A 15,619-nucleotide genomic window follows, 5' to 3' on the forward strand; every position below is an offset into this window, starting at 1 on the left:
AGCGAAACAATGGTGACAATGGATTTGATTTATTACAACCCTAATCGTTTTGGATTCCAGGTAAAAAGAACGGAAGCAGATGTGTATGTGGATGGGGTTTACCTTGGCCGGGCAATCAGCGATACATTGATCAGGGTTGCCAAAAGGTCAGATTTTTTGATTCCCATGCAAATCAAAACAGACATGAAAAATCTCTACAAAAATGCATGGTCGGCCGTGGCAAATAAAACGGTTTTGATTAAGGCCAATGGATTTATTACGGCCGGAGTAGCCGGCATTTATAAAACTGTGCCGCTGGAGTATGAAGGCAGGCATGAGTTTAGTTTGTTCCGTCCTTGATAACATGATAAAAAAAATGCCGGTTACCAAGCGCCGGGATCAAATGATTTCTTTTCTAATTCTTTTTGGGAGGTCCACCTCCATCCTCAGGTCGTTTGCAGCAAATGGGTAATCTTTTGTACGTTTCTTCATTAGCCGTAATATCATCCGCATCAAAACCCAGGTTTGCAATGGTTGTTTTGATGTTCTCAATATTGGTACGATCGCTCAGGTAGGTTACGATGGTGATTTTCTTTTTGATATCCACCACTATCTTAGCAATTCCCTCTTCATATTTCAGGAATTTCTCAATCTTGTCTTTGCACTCAGCACAGGCTGCCTGTGGGGTCTTAATTTGTATCGTTACGGGCTTTTTGAACTGTGCAGTACTGCTCAGTGCACCTAATAACAGAAGAGATATAAATATTGATTTCATCCGGTAAGTTTAGGATTTAAAATTATCAAATTCCCTTCCAGTTAGCAGGATCAGCATTCCATTTTAACAAAACTTCCTGCTGAGATGCATCAACGATGCTTTTATCAACCGCCAGTTGAATCAACGTTGGGTAATTGGTCAGTGAGCGGTAAGGAACTCCGGCTGCTTCCATAGCTTTTGCTGCCACCTCAAAACCATAGGTAAAGATGGAAACCATGCCAATAACTTCCACACCGGCTTTACGCAACACTTCCACCACTTCCAGGCTGCTTTTACCGGTTGAAATCAAATCTTCTACCACCACTACCTTCTGCCCTGCTTCCAATGCGCCTTCTATTTGATTACCCAGCCCATGTTCCTTGGGTTTGGGACGGACATAAACATAAGGAAGCTTCAATTGATCTGCTGCCATGGCACCCCAGGCAATACCTGCAGTAGCAACACCGGCCAGTAACTCAGCATCAGGAAATTGTTCAAAAATCACATTGCACATTTCACTCTTGATGAACTCACGCACATGTGGGAACGATAAAACTTTCCGGTTGTCACAGTAAATGGGGCTCTTCCAGCCACTGGCCCAGGTAAAAGGTTCTTTTACATTTAAACGGATGGCCTTAACTTGTAGTAGTTTCTCGGCAACTGCCTGTTCATTAGTCATGACGCAAAAGTAAGGGTGTAAAGTTGGAAGGTTAAAGGTGAAAGGCAATAAAATCAAATAATACGATGATTGTTATTTATTTTCAACCATATACCTTACACCCCAAGCCCTAAACCCTGATTTCATGTACATCAAAATTTATTTTGGCGATAAACCTGTCTATCTGTGCAATGAAGTAGATGCTTACCTGAACGAAATCATGCATCATCCTGACGCTGTATTTATTGATGAACTCTCCGGCCCGGCTATTAAATCCCTGTTACACGAAATTGTAAAGGAAGATTTTCATGCAGGCATTATCTGGAATGAGGATCTGGAAAAACTAAAGAAAGCATTCTTTAAACATTTTACAACCTTAACAGCTGCAGGCGGAGTGGTAGAAAATGAAAAAGGAGACATCCTGCTCATCTTCCGCAGAGGAAAATGGGATTTACCTAAAGGCAAACTGGATAAAGGAGAAACCATTGAACAATGTGCCCTGCGGGAAGTAATGGAAGAAACAGGACTTACCAATGTAGCATTAAAACATCCCCTTACCATTACCTATCATACCTATGATGAATTCGGGAAACATATTCTCAAAGACAGTCACTGGTTTCAAATGAATGTAAGCGGAAAGCAGGAATTAACTCCACAAACAGAAGAAGATATCCATGAAATTAAATGGGTAAATAAGAACGAACTCAAAAACTATCTTAACAATACCTATCCATCTGTAAAGGAGGTGTTGGAAATGTTATAATGGCTTTTTTAAAATCGCTACCGTTAACCGGCTTACACAAATCAATTTCTCCCGCTCATCGTGAATTTTAATATCCCACACATGTGTGCTGGCACCAATATGTATAGGCGTACAGGTACCGGTAACAAATCCACTGCGGGCAGAACGTACATGATTGGCATTGATTTCCAAACCCACACAAATAAACTTTTCCGGGTCAATTACCATAGCAGAAGCTACGCTACCCAAGGTTTCGGCAAGTACACAACTGGCGCCACCATGCAATAAACCATAAGGCTGCTGTGTGCGATGATCCACCGGCATAGTTGCTTTTAAAAAATCAGGTCCTACTTCAGAAAATGAAATACCGATATGCTGACCCATGGTTTCATCATTCATCGCTTTAAAATGGTCGGCATTTAATTCTTTATTAAACCAAATCATAAGTGAGAAATATGATTATACAACTATAAGATAGCAGCTGCTAATTTTATTGTTCGATGATTTTACTTTTTGCTTACAGCCCTGTTCACCACATCCGGTAAGAACGGGGATGCATCGCCGCCGTTACGGATTACATCACGTACTAATGTTGATGCAACGGAAGTATATTGAGGTAAACAGGTAAGAAAGAGGGTTTCAATATCATGATCCAGACTGCGGTTCATATCAGCAATCGCTTTTTCATATTCAAAATCATTTACATAACGGATGCCCCGAAGAATGAACCTGGCATTCACTGTTTTGCAGCAATCAACCGTTAATCCTTCGTAAACAACAGCCTCTACCCTTTTTTCCTCTTTAAAAATTTCATTGATCCATTGCAACCGCTGCTCTTCGCTGAACATGGGCGCTTTATTGGCATTACGGCCAATGCCTATATAAAGCTTGTCAAACAAATCAAGAGAGCGGTAAATAATATCTAAATGACCAACTGTAATAGGATCAAAAGTGCCGGGAAATAGGCAGATACGTTGCATATGGCTGAATTATGTGCCGAATATCGGAATGATTCACCACATACAAAACCTGTATTTTAAATAGTTCCTGATTTGTGGTATTGCTTGTATTATCTGCAGTTTGTACATTAACACAAACTTTTACCGCATGACCAACAGAAACACTTCCAAAGTAAGAATCCTGAGTATTGATGGCGGAGGCATACGTGGCATTATTCCTGCCACGATTGTGCAGTATCTTGAAGAGCGGATTCGTGCAGTTACCAATAACAGCAATGCCAAAATAGGCGATTACTTTGATATGATTGCCGGCACCAGCACAGGAGGTATTCTCACCTGTATTTACCTGTGCCCGCAGGATGACGAACGGCACTTACCCAAATATGCAGCTTCTGATGCGCTTCAATTGTATATGGAGCATGGTGATGAAATTTTTCATAAAAATTTCTGGCAGCAGTTTAAAAACTTTAAGCTGTGGAATGAAAATTTTCCGGTTGACAGTCTTGAAAAACTATTGAACCGGTACTTAGGCGATACATTGCTTAGCCAACTGATAAAACCATGCGTCATCAGTGCCTATAATTTTTATGAACGCCGGGCTATGTTTTTTAACAGTGCTGACAGCAGGAAACTGGGTGGAGAAGTAAAAGAATTTAAAGCGAGGCATATAGCAAGAGCTACCAGTGCAGCGCCTACTTATTTTGAACCGGCATTGATTAACAGCCTGAGTGAAGCACCCCAATACCTCATTGACGGCGGCGTGTTTGTAAACAACCCTGCATTATGCGCCTACAGTGAAGCCAGAAGCCTGGAATTTACCAGCAAACAGGTTTTATACGGTTCGTATCAAAAAGAAAAACCTGATTATCCATCAGCAAAAGATATGCTGCTGGTAAGCATTGGTACCGGAAGCAGCAAAAAGAGATATGAATTTGATGATTTGAAAAATGCAGGCATTATTAAATGGCTTCCTGTAATTATCGATATCATGATGAGTGGTAACAGCGAAACCGTACACTACCACCTGAGTAAAATGTGGGATACATTGGAAGGGGAAGATAAAAAAGACTACTATCGCCTGGAACCAGAACTGGGTATGGCTTCGCCGGATATGGATAATGTGAAAAAGAAAAATTTAAAACTACTTCATGATGCCGGGCAAACCTTTGTATTCAATAACATTAAAATGCTGAATGAAATTGCAGATAAGCTGATTTTACATTCTTAAATTTACCGTCTGAAATAACCTATACTTATGATCAAATACGCATGCCTTGCATTTATTATTTCTATTTCCTGTTCTAAAGTAAATGCCCAAACTACCGCAAAAGATTCTATAAACTATTATAATTCTGAAATAAGGAAACTAACCAAAAGATACCGAGACTCCTTATTTAACAATCCCGCTTTTAGAGAATACAGTGATAATGCCAGAAGGTTACGGGCAAAAACCGACGATTATGCTGGATTTCATCTTTATCTGCAAACCAGTTCTGCAGATTTTTCAGGTATTAATAACGACTATAACGGACTGGGATTTTCAGGTTTTAGTGGTTCGCATCTTGCGATTGGTTATGGTTTTACTTCCAAGAAAAACAGACGGATTTTTGACTGGAATCTTACAGCTTTCGGAATCGGTAAAAAATCAACATCTAACCTAGGTGATTTAAAAACTTCATTTATGACTGCGCTTCAGTTTGAATGGGGTTATGATTTCATCAAGAAAAACACGATCAATATTTACCCCTACGCAGGTTTTGGAATACGCAGTGAAGGATTAGAGTATCGTAATAAAGCAATTTATAATGGCACTCCTACTAATCTTACGAATGTGATTCAAAATAATACCTCTTTAAATGACTACAAATCAAGTATCAGTTACCAGGCAGGAATTGGGATGGAATTTGTAATCACAAATCCTGCAAAAAATGGAGGAGTAATACTTTGCCTGAAAGGCGGCACTAACCAGCCATTTAGTAAAAAGAGTTTTTCGTTTGGCAGTTTCAATTATGACCCTCAGATTAATTATGGAGCATGGTACATTACCACCGGATTTAAGTTTTTTGGAAGATGATTATGTGATTGCTGCCAGACTGAATGAATCTTCCAACGCCTTTTCTTTGCAAGAACTTCCGGAATAAACAGCATACTTACAATTGAGATGCAGAATGGCGTTCCCCCTGTACAAGAGTGCGACGCCACAGCAGTTGAAACGGGATTGTAACGCTGACTACAAAAAAATTGTATTCAAAATCCCCCTTTTCCACAATCTGTTGAAAACAGGTTGATAACTATTGAAAACGGGCATCATTCCTGCAAGTTCTGTAAGGGTGAATCTTCTATATTTGTCGCCTTCCACTAAATAAAATACCGTGAGATTAAAGAGTTTAGAGATTAAAGGATTTAAAAGTTTTGCCGATAAAACTGTGGTGAGTTTTGACGAGGGTGTTACGGGCATCATTGGCCCCAATGGTTGCGGCAAAAGCAATATCATTGACAGTATCCGTTGGGTGATTGGTGAACAAAAAATAAGCCACCTCCGCAGTGAAAACTTAGAGAGTTTGGTGTTTAACGGCTCCAGAACAAGAAGCGCTTCCGGTTTGGCTGAAGTAAGCCTTACGTTTGAAAATACCAAGAACCTTTTACCTACTGAATTTAATACGGTTACTGTTACCCGTAAGTTTTATAAAAGCGGCGAAAGCGAATACCGTCTCAATGATGTGCAATGCCGTTTAAAAGATATTCAGAACCTGTTTATGGATACAGGTGTGAGTACAGACAGCTATGCGATTATTGAGCTGGGCATGGTGGATGATATCATCAAAAACAAAGAAAACAGCCGTCGACGTATGCTGGAGCAGGCGGCCGGTATTACCATTTACAAAACACGTAAGAAAGAAGCCAAGAATAAGTTAGATGCCACAGAGCAGGATCTTGCACGTATTGAAGACTTGCTGTTTGAAATCAACAACCAGTTGAAGGCATTGGAAAACCAGGCGAAGAAAGCGGAAAAGTATCACGAGATTAAGAAAGAATACCGTGAAGTGAGTATTGAACTGGCCAAAGCAGCTCTGGAAGGTTTTAACCTCACCTGGAAAACATTAAATGAGCAACAGGAGGCTGAAACCAACCGCAAGGTAGAACTGGAAGCCAAGATTGCCGGCGATGAAGCAGGATTGGAACAGGAACGTCTTGGTTTTATTGAGAAAGAAAAAGAATTGCAGCAAATGCAACATGCCTTTAACGACATGCTGCAAAACCTGCGCACCAAAGAAAATGATAAGAACCTGGCGCAACAACGTTTGGTGTACCTGCGTGAGAAAGAAGGCAACTTAAATGAGTTTCTGCAAAAAGCAGGCGGACAATTAAAAGGCATTGAAGAAAGCATCGGCTTTACACAACAGCAGATTACTGATGAAGAATCTCAACTGAATAACTTAGGTTCACAATTAGATACGTTAAGAGCCGCCGTAGAAGAAAAGCGAAAAGTATTTGATGAAAAACGCAGCGGTATTGATGAAGTGCGCCGGGAAACCCAGGCCATTCAGCGTAACCAGTTTGAAGCAGAAAAGAATGTAGCCGTAAGTGAAACAGGTGCTCAGAATTTACAACGCAGCATCTACCAACTGAAAGAAGAACAAAGCAACCGCAAGCAGCAATTGCAGCAGTTAGAAGAAGAAAAGAAACAGAAAGAATACGAGCTTAACAATCGTCGTGAAGAGTTGCAACTCTTGCAACAGCAGCATGAATTAACAAAGGAGCAGATTCTGCAAACGCAAAGTGAACTGGAAGGTTTGCGGAATCAACTGGCAGATGAAAACAGGAAGCTTGACAGCAGAAAGAATGAATATGATCTGTTGAAAAGCCTGGTGGAAAGTATGGAAGGCTACCCTGAAAGTGTAAAGTATTTGCACAACAACGAAGGATGGCGCAGAGATGTACCACTGCTCAGTGATGTAATGGTAGTAAAGGAAGAATACAGAACAGCCATTGAGAATTTATTAGAGCCCTACCTTAACTATTATGTAGCTGAAGATTTACAGGATGCCATGGTAGCCGTAAACCTGCTGCACAGCCATCAAAAAGGAAAAGCGAATTTCTTTTTATTGAACCAGTTCAACGGTCATGCTGTATTGAATGAAGCTCCGCAAACTACGGTGCGTGCATTGGATGTGGTGGAGGTTGACAGCCGTTATCAATCATTGGCCAACTATTTATTAGGTCAGGTTGTAATTGCAGATAATGGTGATGCATTGCCCGAAGGCTTTACCGGAACAGTGGTTGAAAAGAGCGGTAAATTTTACAAAGGAAAATATACCTTAACCGGTGGAAGCATCGGTTTATTTGAAGGAAACAAACTTGGCCGTTCTAAAAACCTGGAGCGTCTGCACGAAGAAATTCTGGCACAGGAGAAAGTAGTGCTTGATCTGAAACATACGATTCAGATGCGCCACAATGAAGTGATCGGTTTTAATGAGCAGTTGAAAGAAAATGCGATCAAGGAAACGGAAACCGCCATCAATCAATTGGTGAACCAGGTGTACGGTATTGAAAATAAAATTGAAAATCTGCATCACAACGATGCAGCTGCCGATCAACGGTTGGAAGACCTGGAAGCCCAGTTAGAAGAAGTGCATGAAAAACAAAGTGGGTATAAAGATGAACTGGAGAAATACAATTCTCAGTTAGAGGTGCTGGCAGATAAACTCGAAGGTATTGAGCAGGAGTTTTTAGCGGCCGAACAATTGTACAACGAAGCCAATCAGCAGTACAATGATTACAACCTGAATGTTACCCGTCAGCAAAGTAAGGTAGCTGCCTTAAAGCAGGAACTGGATTTTAAACAGAACCAGTTGAATGATTTGCGTACACAGGTAGAGAACAATTCAAGCCAGTTGGGCGAAACAAGTTTACAGATTACGGAAAGTGCTGCTGCCCTGCAGGAAGTAGAGCAACTGCTGGTGGATTTACTTCGTACCAAAGAAGAAGAAGAATTGAAACTGAATACGGCAGACCAGGCTTATTACAATCTCCGTAACCTTTTGGGCGAAAAAGAAAGTGAGTTGCGTCATCTCATCAAGGATAAAGAACAGGTGGATCATTTATTGAATGAGATCAAAGACAAACTCAATGATTTAAAACTGCAGTTGGCAGGAACCAAAGAACGCCTGAGCGTAGAGTTTAAAGTGAACCTGGAAGATGTAATGGATGAACCACGCACGGGTGAAGATCCTGTGGAGGAATTACAGGCTAAGGTTGACCGCATGAAAAAACGTTTGGAAAACCTGGGTGAAGTAAACCCCACCGCCATTGAAGCGTTTGAGGAAATGCGGAAACGTTATGAGTTTATCCTGGAACAAAAGAACGATCTCGTAAGTGCAAAGGAAAGCTTGTTACAAACCATACAGGAAGTAGAAGCAAAAGCCAATCAACGTTTCCTGGAAACATTTAACCAGGTGCGTGAAAACTTCCAGAAAGTATTTAAAGCATTGTTCACCGAAGAAGATACGGCCGATTTGATCCTGGAAACTCCTGAAAATCTTGCTGAAACAAGTATTGATATTGTAGCCAAACCAAAAGGTAAACGCCCCAGCAGCATTACACAGTTGAGCGGTGGTGAAAAAACACTAACGGCTACGGCCATGCTGTTTGCCATTTATCTCATCAAACCGGCTCCGTTCTGTATTCTGGATGAGGTGGATGCGCCGCTGGACGATGCCAACGTAGGCAAGTTCACGAACATGATCCGCAAGTTCAGCGAAAACTCACAGTTCATCATTGTTACGCACAACAAACAAACCATGAGCGCTGTAGATGTGATTTACGGTGTAACCATGCAGGAAGCCGGTGTGAGCAAACTGGTGCCGGTTGATTTCAGAAACCTCAACTAATCCTATCGCCATATAAAATAAAGTCCCGCTGATGAGGCGGGATTTTTTTTGTGTATAGGATTGTTTTATTACGGATACACACGGATGAATACTAAAGCCATGAATGGCTTTAGTAAGATGATGATTTGGTAACAAGCAGAATGCATACGAGGGAGCGTATTTGCGTCGCACAGTTCATGGTTCCGTTTTCCAATAATGCATACTTAAACTAAAAGGCAACACCTTGCAAGGCAAAAGGTGTCGCCTCTGTACACCATGACACAATCGTTATCTCCACCGACCAGAAGAGAAAGCAAATCAACATTTTCCGCTTATTTTAAAATATTTATTGTTTTTCAATAAATATTTATTTATATTTGCACCGTCATTAAAAATCATTCACATGGAAATCAAAATTACCACCAAGCACATTCTCATCGTATTGAACATTATTACCTGGCTCATTTTCGTTGGGGTCTGCATAGAAGCAGGCGGGTTTTTATTTAATACATTTTATACATTGTTCGTGGGTCCGCAGAATGCGGAATTCTTTTGGAATCGCCTGGATCTATCCAGTCTTTACAAATTTGACCGGGGTCATTTTTTTACGGAGACAACACTCATCAATATTGTAGCTGTACTGAGAGCCATCATGTTTTTTGTAATCGTAAAATTTTTGTACGATAAAAAATTAGACTTATCAAAGCCTTTCAACTTACACATGAGGCGTTTTATTCTCAACATCGGCTACTTAGCATTAGGCATCAGTTTTTTCTCTTCCTGGGGAACGAATTATACGGATTGGCTGGTGAGCAAAGGTGTAACCATGCCCAGTACCCATCAGTTACGTATTGCAGGTGCAGATGTGTGGTTGTTTATGAGTGTTGTACTTTTTGTAATTGCACAAATATTTAAAAGAGGAATTGAAATCCAAACTGAAAACGATTTAACTGTATAACCATGCCTATTATCGTAAACGTGGATGTTATGATGGCCAAACGCAAGATGAGCTTAACCGAACTTGCGGAAAAAGTGGATTTAACACTGGCCAATCTTTCCATCTTAAAAACAGGAAAAGCAAAAGCAGTGCGTTTCAGTACGCTGGAAGCTTTGTGCAAAGCATTGGACTGTCAGCCCGGCGATTTGCTGGAATATAAACCGGAAGATGCGTAAGCTTCTTTATTATTTCCTCTTTTCACCGAACTTTATCCGCATCAATTTGATGCTATGAGCAAACGAACCGATTATATCTCCTGGGATGAATATTTTATGGGAGTGGCACTACTTTCAGCCAAACGAAGCAAAGACCCGGGCACACAGGTAGGCGCCTGCATTGTAAATCCAAAAAACAAAATTGTGGGAGCCGGTTACAATGGACTACCTGCCGGTTGTGATGATGATGAATTTCCCTGGACCAAACAGGGTGATTTTCTGCAAACCAAATATCCTTATGTGTGCCATGCTGAGCTCAATGCCATTCTCAACAATATTGGCATGGATCTTCATGGCTGCAGAATCTATACAGCGCTGTTTCCCTGTAATGAATGTGCAAAAGCAATTATACAGGCCGGCATCAGTGAAGTAATTTATTTAAGTGATAAGTATCACGGCAGTGATGCTTCCATCGCTTCTAAAAAAATGCTGGATACAGCGGGAGTAAGCTACAGAAAAGTAACACCGGCAATTTCAACGATTGTTCTTTCATTTGATGAGAAGGATGTATAAAAAAACCCCGCCTTACGGCGGGGTCTCTATAATGAATCACTCTTTATTTCTTACGCACTCACCTTACCCTTCACCTTTGCAATCACTTCTTCAGCAATGTTATTTGGTGCAGGTGCATAGTGACTGAACTCCATGGTTGAAGTTGCACGGCCGCTTGATAATGAACGCAACTGTGTAACGTATCCAAACATTTCACTCAAAGGCACTTTCGCACGAATCACCTGCGCATTACCTTTTGTATCCATACCTTCCAGCATACCACGACGACGGTTCAAGTCACCTGTTACATCACCCATGTACTGATCAGGAGTTACTACTTCTACTTTCATGATTGGTTCGAGCAATGTTGGTTTTGCTTTGCGGCCTGCTTCACGGAAACCACTCTTCGCACACAATTCAAATGACATCGCATCAGAATCCACATCATGGTAGCTACCGTCAAATACACGAATCTTCATGTCTACCATCGGATAGTTGGCAAGAACACCATTGGTCATCGCATTTTCAAAGCCTTTGGTAATGGCAGGAACAAATTCCTTAGGAATTGATCCACCAAACAAGTCATTTACAAACTGGAATGATTTACCGGGGTTTTCTGTTAACCACTCCTGGTCAGCAGGTCCGATTTCGAACACGATATCCGCAAACTTACCACGACCACCTGACTGCTTCTTCAGCACTTCACGGTGTTCAACAGTTGCTTTGAATGCTTCTTTATATGCCACCATCGGTGCACCCTGGTTTACTTCTACTTTAAACTCACGCTTCATACGATCCACGATGATCTCCAGGTGAAGTTCACCCATACCACTCAATACAGTTTGTCCTGTTTCTTCGTCTGTACGCACACGCAATGTAGGATCTTCTTCTACCAGCTTGGCAATAGCCATACCCATCTTATCTACGTCAGCTTGTGCCTTGGGCTCAACAGCTAAAGAGATTACAGGTTCAGGAATAAACATGTTCTCCAATGTGATCGGATGATTTTCATCACACAAAGTATCACCTGTTTTAATTTCCTTGAAACCTACTGCTGCACCAATATCACCCGCTTCAATAAAATCAATCGGATTTTGCTTGTTGGCAAACATCTTCATGATACGGCTGATACGCTCTTTCTTACCACTTCTTACGTTCAATACATAAGAACCGGCATCCAGATGACCGCTGTAACAACGGAAGAACGCCAAACGACCAACGAAAGGATCCGTCATGATCTTAAACGCCAACGCAGCAAATGGTTCTTTCGCATCAGGCTTACGGGTCATTTCAGCACCGGTATCAGGATCAGTTCCTTTAATCGCTTCAATATCTACAGGAGAAGGCAGGTAACGACAAACAGCATCCAATGCAGTTTGCACACCTTTATTCTTGAATGAAGAACCGCACATCATCGGTACAATCGAAAGATCAATTGTAGCCTTACGTACCGCTTCATGAATTTCATCTTCAGTAATGCTGTCAGGATTATCAAAGAATTTTTCCATTAATTGATCATCATATTCAGCTACTGCTTCTACCAGCTGTGCTCTCCACTCTTTTGCTTCTTCAAGCATATCAGCAGGAATTTCAATTTCATCAAAAGTCATTCCTTCTGTTTCCATATGCCAGATGATACCTTTCATCTTAATCAAATCTACCACACCTTTAAAATCATCTTCAGCACCAATCGGTAATTGAAGGGGAACGGCTTTTGAACCCAGCATTTCACGCACCTGCTTAACAACATTTAAGAAGTCAGCACCGCTGCGGTCCATTTTATTTACGAAACCGATACGTGGTACGTTGTAACGGTTTGCCTGGCGCCATACAGTTTCAGATTGAGGTTCTACACCATCTACGGCGCTAAACAATGCAATCAAGCCATCCAGTACACGCATACTACGCTCTACTTCTACAGTAAAGTCCACGTGACCGGGCGTATCAATAATGTTGAAGTTGTACTTCTTGGTATCAGGAGTTGCCTTACCTAATACAGTAGGGAAATTCCACTGACAGCTTACCGCTGCAGAAGTAATGGTAATACCTCTTTCTTTTTCCTGCTCCATCCAGTCAGTAGTAGCTGCACCATCGTGCACCTCACCAATACGGTGAATCATACCTGTATAGCGCAGGATACGCTCTGTAGTGGTAGTTTTTCCGGCATCAATATGAGCCGCAATACCAAAGTTTCTCTGAAATTTTAAGTCTGCCATGACTATTTGATTTGATTGTTTATCGTTTTAAATTTTTGAATATATATTTTGTGATCAGCTTTTGAATCTCTGTGCTTCTGCTGTTGCGTCGCACTCTTGTACTGCCTTAACACTATGGAACTCTTGTCTCCAATTTGGAGCACTTGCGACTTGTATTTCCCTCTTTAGGGGACAGGGGCGTCGCTTTGATATGTGAAGATTTAGACTCTCATATACGCCACTTGAAGAAAAACCCTGAACCTCATTGAAACTCTTACCTCCTTAGCTTTTCCTAATGGCGGCGCAAAGGTAGGGATTTAAGGCAGAACAAAACCAATAATTTTCCACCTTTTACCCCATACATTTTGCCTGAAAAATTGACCCAACCCTGCCTTTGCCGGCAGGCAGGCCCGTCAGCGGGTTTACCCCCTGACGGCGGTTGAAATAATACGATTTACCCTGCTTTGCAAACAAACCCCTCGCATTCATAACCTCAAAAAGTCCATTTTTTACCACTAACCCACCTCTGCCCTGTTTCAATTTTACCTCACAAAACAAATCACCATGCAACGAAAAGACTTTTTAACCAAAACCCTGCTGGCGGTACCGGCCATTGCTTTGGCAGGAACCATCAAGGCAGCAACCAATTCGACCAAAGAACCCTTTATTGTGGATGCGGGCAAATCCCGTTTTGGAGAGGATAATAAGTTTATGGGTGTGCACCCCAACGATTTAAAAATCTCCGGCAAAGACACAGACGGGCATCTTTCTGTATTTGATTATGTGGGCTATGCAAAAGTAGGACCTGCTCTGCACATCCACTTCCACCAGGATGAAATATTCACCGTAATAGAAGGTGAATATCGTTTTGTGGTGGGCAAAGAAACCCATGTACTCAAAACGGGGCAAACCATCTTTTTGCCAAGAGGTATTCCGCACACATGGATTCAATTAACAGATAAAGGCAGGCTCATTTACTTTTTACAACCTGCCGGCAAGATGGAAGAATTCTTTTCTTATATGGGCACGGTAAAGCAACGCTTAAGCGATGAAGAAATGGCCCGCATCCATGAAGCACATGGTATGAAAGTGGTAGGCCCACCGCTTACACTTTAAGAAACATTGTATCTTACTCATTCATTACTGCTTTGCTTTTAAAAGATTTCATACCGGCACCGGAGGTTCAGGATGTTGTACAGTTGTACCGCATCGTACACCTGCAATTTCCGAAAGAACAAACTGCTCCTTCCAAGGCTTATCCGCCACGGCCGGAGCAGTGTCTTGCGTTTTATCCTTATGATACAGAAACGGTGGTGTATCAAAACAGTGGTAAAAAAGTAGAACATCTTCCTGTTGTATTGTACGGACAATTTACAGAAGTAACCAACCGCATCATCGGTAATAACTTTTTAGTGTTTCAAATTATCTTTCATCCCGGTGCCTTGTTTCGATTAACAGGTATTCCTTCAACAGAACTTACGAATCAATACATGGATGCCGGTTTGATATTCTCATCACAATTAAAACTGGTGAATGAGCAATTAGCTGCTGCAAAAGATTATAAGGAGATGGTGCAGATAGCTGATGTGTTTGTACAACAGCTCATCAAACAACAACGTAAGCAACGCATGCACATTGATGATGCCTGTTTACTCCTGCTTAACAGCGAAGGAAAATTCAGTTTAGATAAATTATCAAAAGCAGCCTGCTTAAGCAGCAAACAACTGGAACGAAAGTTTAAAGAACGCACCGGTGTTAATCCCAAGTTGTTTGAACGCATCATCCGGTTTGATAAAGTGTTTCGCTATAAAAATTCTAATCCTCAGTTTGATTGGCTGCGTATTGCTGTTGCCTGTGATTATCACGACTACCAGCATCTTGTAAAAGAGTATAAAGACTTTACAGGATTTACACCCGTTGTTTTTCACGAAATAGAAAATAAAGCCCCGGAACGTGCATTTGGATTGGCTGAAGGTTATTATAAATAACTTTTTTTCAAATGTGCGAACCTTCAAATCTATCAGGATTCAATCGAGACTTACTTGCAGATTGCCTGTAAAAAAATTGAACGAAAAAAAATACCGGCATTCCAATAAGCGTACCCGTTGAAGCTCCAAACAGTACATCAAGCGGGAAATGTTTACCTACATACACCTGTGCATAACACACTGCTGATGCCCAAACAAAAAGCCAGGTCCATCTGGTTTCTTTATAAGTTTTAAAAAAAAGAAACCATACAACAGCAAGACCAAAATGATTACAGGCGTGTGTAGAAGGAAACGAATAGAGTCCGCCACAATCAATAACTGGTCGAATAAACGATTGTAACTCCTGTGTATGACAGGGTCTGGGTCGTTCAAAAAAGGGTTTCAGCAGCTTGGCAGATACTATATCATTTAATACAAATGATAATGCAGAACCAAAAAAGAGTACAATTGATTTTTTTCCGGTTTTATAAACTGCATAAAGAGCTACACCAGTATAAAAAGGTATCCAGGTATAAGGATGACGCAGCATGAGCATGAATGGGTCAAGCCATTGCTGATCAGCATCTCTATGAATTAATATGAAAATATACCGGTCAATTTTTTCGATTAACAACATGCCATGTTCTGTTGATAATTCAAATAACATGCATGTATGTGATTGAACTGTTATGAAATTGTAAACACTCTATGAAATAAACACAAAAAATCCCTCTGTAAACACAGAGGGATTTTTATTCGTTCTTAATTGAAATGCTATTCAAACATTTCGA

The 15,619-nt window shown here is 41.1% G+C and carries 16 protein-coding genes; 10 read left to right on the plus strand and 6 right to left on the minus strand.

Features of this window, described 5'->3' with window-relative positions:
• Positions 1-18: 18 nt before the first annotated feature.
• Positions 19-339 carry an LEA type 2 family protein gene (locus PDL71_RS13115; protein WP_407521764.1) on the plus strand — a complete coding sequence of 107 codons (321 nt, stop codon included), beginning with the start codon at positions 19-21 and terminating at the stop codon, positions 337-339.
• A gap of 55 nt (positions 340-394) precedes the next feature.
• Here PDL71_RS13115 and PDL71_RS13120 read toward each other — a convergent pair whose 3' ends face one another.
• Both PDL71_RS13120 and pyrE read right to left on the minus strand, forming a co-directional pair.
• Positions 395-754, minus strand: a complete 360-nt coding sequence (locus tag PDL71_RS13120) for a heavy-metal-associated domain-containing protein (RefSeq protein ID WP_407521766.1) — start codon at positions 752-754, stop codon at positions 395-397.
• Between the two features lie 25 nt (positions 755-779).
• Positions 780-1,412, minus strand: a complete 633-nt coding sequence (gene pyrE, locus PDL71_RS13125; protein ID WP_407521768.1) for an orotate phosphoribosyltransferase — start codon at positions 1,410-1,412, stop codon at positions 780-782.
• A gap of 124 nt (positions 1,413-1,536) precedes the next feature.
• Here pyrE and PDL71_RS13130 point away from each other — a divergent pair, with 124 nt between their 5' ends.
• On the plus strand, positions 1,537-2,154 hold the full coding sequence (locus PDL71_RS13130; RefSeq protein WP_407521770.1) for an NUDIX hydrolase: 618 nt from the start codon (positions 1,537-1,539) through the stop codon (positions 2,152-2,154).
• Here the strand turns inward: PDL71_RS13130 and PDL71_RS13135 are convergent.
• Positions 2,149-2,577: a hotdog fold thioesterase gene (locus tag PDL71_RS13135; protein ID WP_407521772.1), complete on the minus strand. Its 429-nt coding sequence runs from the start codon at positions 2,575-2,577 to the stop codon at positions 2,149-2,151. The genes PDL71_RS13130 and PDL71_RS13135 overlap by 6 nt on opposite strands.
• Before the next feature lie 62 nt (positions 2,578-2,639).
• Positions 2,640-3,113, minus strand: a complete 474-nt coding sequence (gene coaD / locus PDL71_RS13140) for a pantetheine-phosphate adenylyltransferase (RefSeq protein WP_407521775.1) — start codon at positions 3,111-3,113, stop codon at positions 2,640-2,642.
• A 127-nt stretch (positions 3,114-3,240) separates the two neighbouring features.
• Here coaD and PDL71_RS13145 point away from each other — a divergent pair, with 127 nt between their 5' ends.
• From PDL71_RS13145 to PDL71_RS13170, 6 genes are all read left to right on the plus strand, one after another.
• Entirely contained in the window at positions 3,241-4,320 is a 1,080-nt protein-coding gene (locus PDL71_RS13145) for a patatin-like phospholipase family protein (RefSeq protein WP_407521777.1), read from the plus strand.
• 27 nt (positions 4,321-4,347) lie between these two features.
• Positions 4,348-5,166 carry a hypothetical protein gene (locus PDL71_RS13150; RefSeq protein ID WP_407521780.1) on the plus strand — a complete coding sequence of 273 codons (819 nt, stop codon included), beginning with the start codon at positions 4,348-4,350 and terminating at the stop codon, positions 5,164-5,166.
• 298 nt (positions 5,167-5,464) lie between these two features.
• Complete coding sequence (gene smc, locus PDL71_RS13155; RefSeq protein WP_407521782.1) at positions 5,465-8,983, plus strand: chromosome segregation protein SMC; 3,519 nt, start codon at positions 5,465-5,467, stop codon at positions 8,981-8,983.
• Positions 8,984-9,365: 382 nt separating this feature from the next.
• Positions 9,366-9,920, plus strand: a complete 555-nt coding sequence (locus PDL71_RS13160; RefSeq protein ID WP_407521785.1) for a DUF2975 domain-containing protein — start codon at positions 9,366-9,368, stop codon at positions 9,918-9,920.
• A 2-nt stretch (positions 9,921-9,922) separates the two neighbouring features.
• A complete protein-coding gene (locus tag PDL71_RS13165) occupies positions 9,923-10,135 on the plus strand; it encodes a helix-turn-helix domain-containing protein (protein WP_407521787.1) in 213 nt (70 codons plus the stop codon).
• A 54-nt stretch (positions 10,136-10,189) separates the two neighbouring features.
• On the plus strand, positions 10,190-10,687 hold the full coding sequence (locus PDL71_RS13170) for a deoxycytidylate deaminase (protein ID WP_407521790.1): 498 nt from the start codon (positions 10,190-10,192) through the stop codon (positions 10,685-10,687).
• Positions 10,688-10,737: 50 nt separating this feature from the next.
• Here the strand turns inward: PDL71_RS13170 and fusA are convergent, their stop codons facing one another.
• Entirely contained in the window at positions 10,738-12,882 is a 2,145-nt protein-coding gene (gene fusA / locus PDL71_RS13175) for an elongation factor G (RefSeq protein ID WP_407521793.1), read from the minus strand.
• 543 nt (positions 12,883-13,425) lie between these two features.
• Between fusA and PDL71_RS13180 the strand changes: the two genes are divergently transcribed.
• Both PDL71_RS13180 and PDL71_RS13185 read left to right on the plus strand, forming a co-directional pair.
• Positions 13,426-13,977 carry a cupin domain-containing protein gene (locus PDL71_RS13180; RefSeq protein ID WP_407521796.1) on the plus strand — a complete coding sequence of 184 codons (552 nt, stop codon included), beginning with the start codon at positions 13,426-13,428 and terminating at the stop codon, positions 13,975-13,977.
• A gap of 32 nt (positions 13,978-14,009) precedes the next feature.
• Entirely contained in the window at positions 14,010-14,849 is an 840-nt protein-coding gene (locus tag PDL71_RS13185) for a helix-turn-helix domain-containing protein (RefSeq protein ID WP_407521799.1), read from the plus strand.
• A 7-nt stretch (positions 14,850-14,856) separates the two neighbouring features.
• On the opposite strand, the gene PDL71_RS13190 is transcribed toward PDL71_RS13185, so the two are convergent.
• Complete coding sequence (locus PDL71_RS13190) at positions 14,857-15,495, minus strand: phosphatase PAP2 family protein (protein ID WP_407521801.1); 639 nt, start codon at positions 15,493-15,495, stop codon at positions 14,857-14,859.
• Positions 15,496-15,619 lie beyond the last annotated feature (124 nt).

Origin of the sequence: Lacibacter sp. MH-610, assembly GCF_045780045.1 — a bacterium.
Lineage (GTDB): Bacteria > Bacteroidota > Bacteroidia > Chitinophagales > Chitinophagaceae > Lacibacter.

Coding starts and splice junctions, on each gene's coding strand:
- PDL71_RS13115 (WP_407521764.1), top strand. CDS start 19: ATGGATTTGATTTATTACAACCCTAATCGTTTTGGATTCCAGGTAAAA.
- PDL71_RS13120 (WP_407521766.1), bottom strand. CDS start 754: ATGAAATCAATATTTATATCTCTTCTGTTATTAGGTGCACTGAGCAGT.
- pyrE (WP_407521768.1), bottom strand. CDS start 1,412: ATGACTAATGAACAGGCAGTTGCCGAGAAACTACTACAAGTTAAGGCC.
- PDL71_RS13130 (WP_407521770.1), top strand. CDS start 1,537: ATGTACATCAAAATTTATTTTGGCGATAAACCTGTCTATCTGTGCAAT.
- PDL71_RS13135 (WP_407521772.1), bottom strand. CDS start 2,577: ATGATTTGGTTTAATAAAGAATTAAATGCCGACCATTTTAAAGCGATG.
- coaD (WP_407521775.1), bottom strand. CDS start 3,113: ATGCAACGTATCTGCCTATTTCCCGGCACTTTTGATCCTATTACAGTT.
- PDL71_RS13145 (WP_407521777.1), top strand. CDS start 3,241: ATGACCAACAGAAACACTTCCAAAGTAAGAATCCTGAGTATTGATGGC.
- PDL71_RS13150 (WP_407521780.1), top strand. CDS start 4,348: ATGATCAAATACGCATGCCTTGCATTTATTATTTCTATTTCCTGTTCT.
- PDL71_RS13160 (WP_407521785.1), top strand. CDS start 9,366: ATGGAAATCAAAATTACCACCAAGCACATTCTCATCGTATTGAACATT.
- PDL71_RS13165 (WP_407521787.1), top strand. CDS start 9,923: ATGCCTATTATCGTAAACGTGGATGTTATGATGGCCAAACGCAAGATG.
- PDL71_RS13170 (WP_407521790.1), top strand. CDS start 10,190: ATGAGCAAACGAACCGATTATATCTCCTGGGATGAATATTTTATGGGA.
- fusA (WP_407521793.1), bottom strand. CDS start 12,882: ATGGCAGACTTAAAATTTCAGAGAAACTTTGGTATTGCGGCTCATATT.
- PDL71_RS13180 (WP_407521796.1), top strand. CDS start 13,426: ATGCAACGAAAAGACTTTTTAACCAAAACCCTGCTGGCGGTACCGGCC.
- PDL71_RS13190 (WP_407521801.1), bottom strand. CDS start 15,495: ATGTTATTTGAATTATCAACAGAACATGGCATGTTGTTAATCGAAAAA.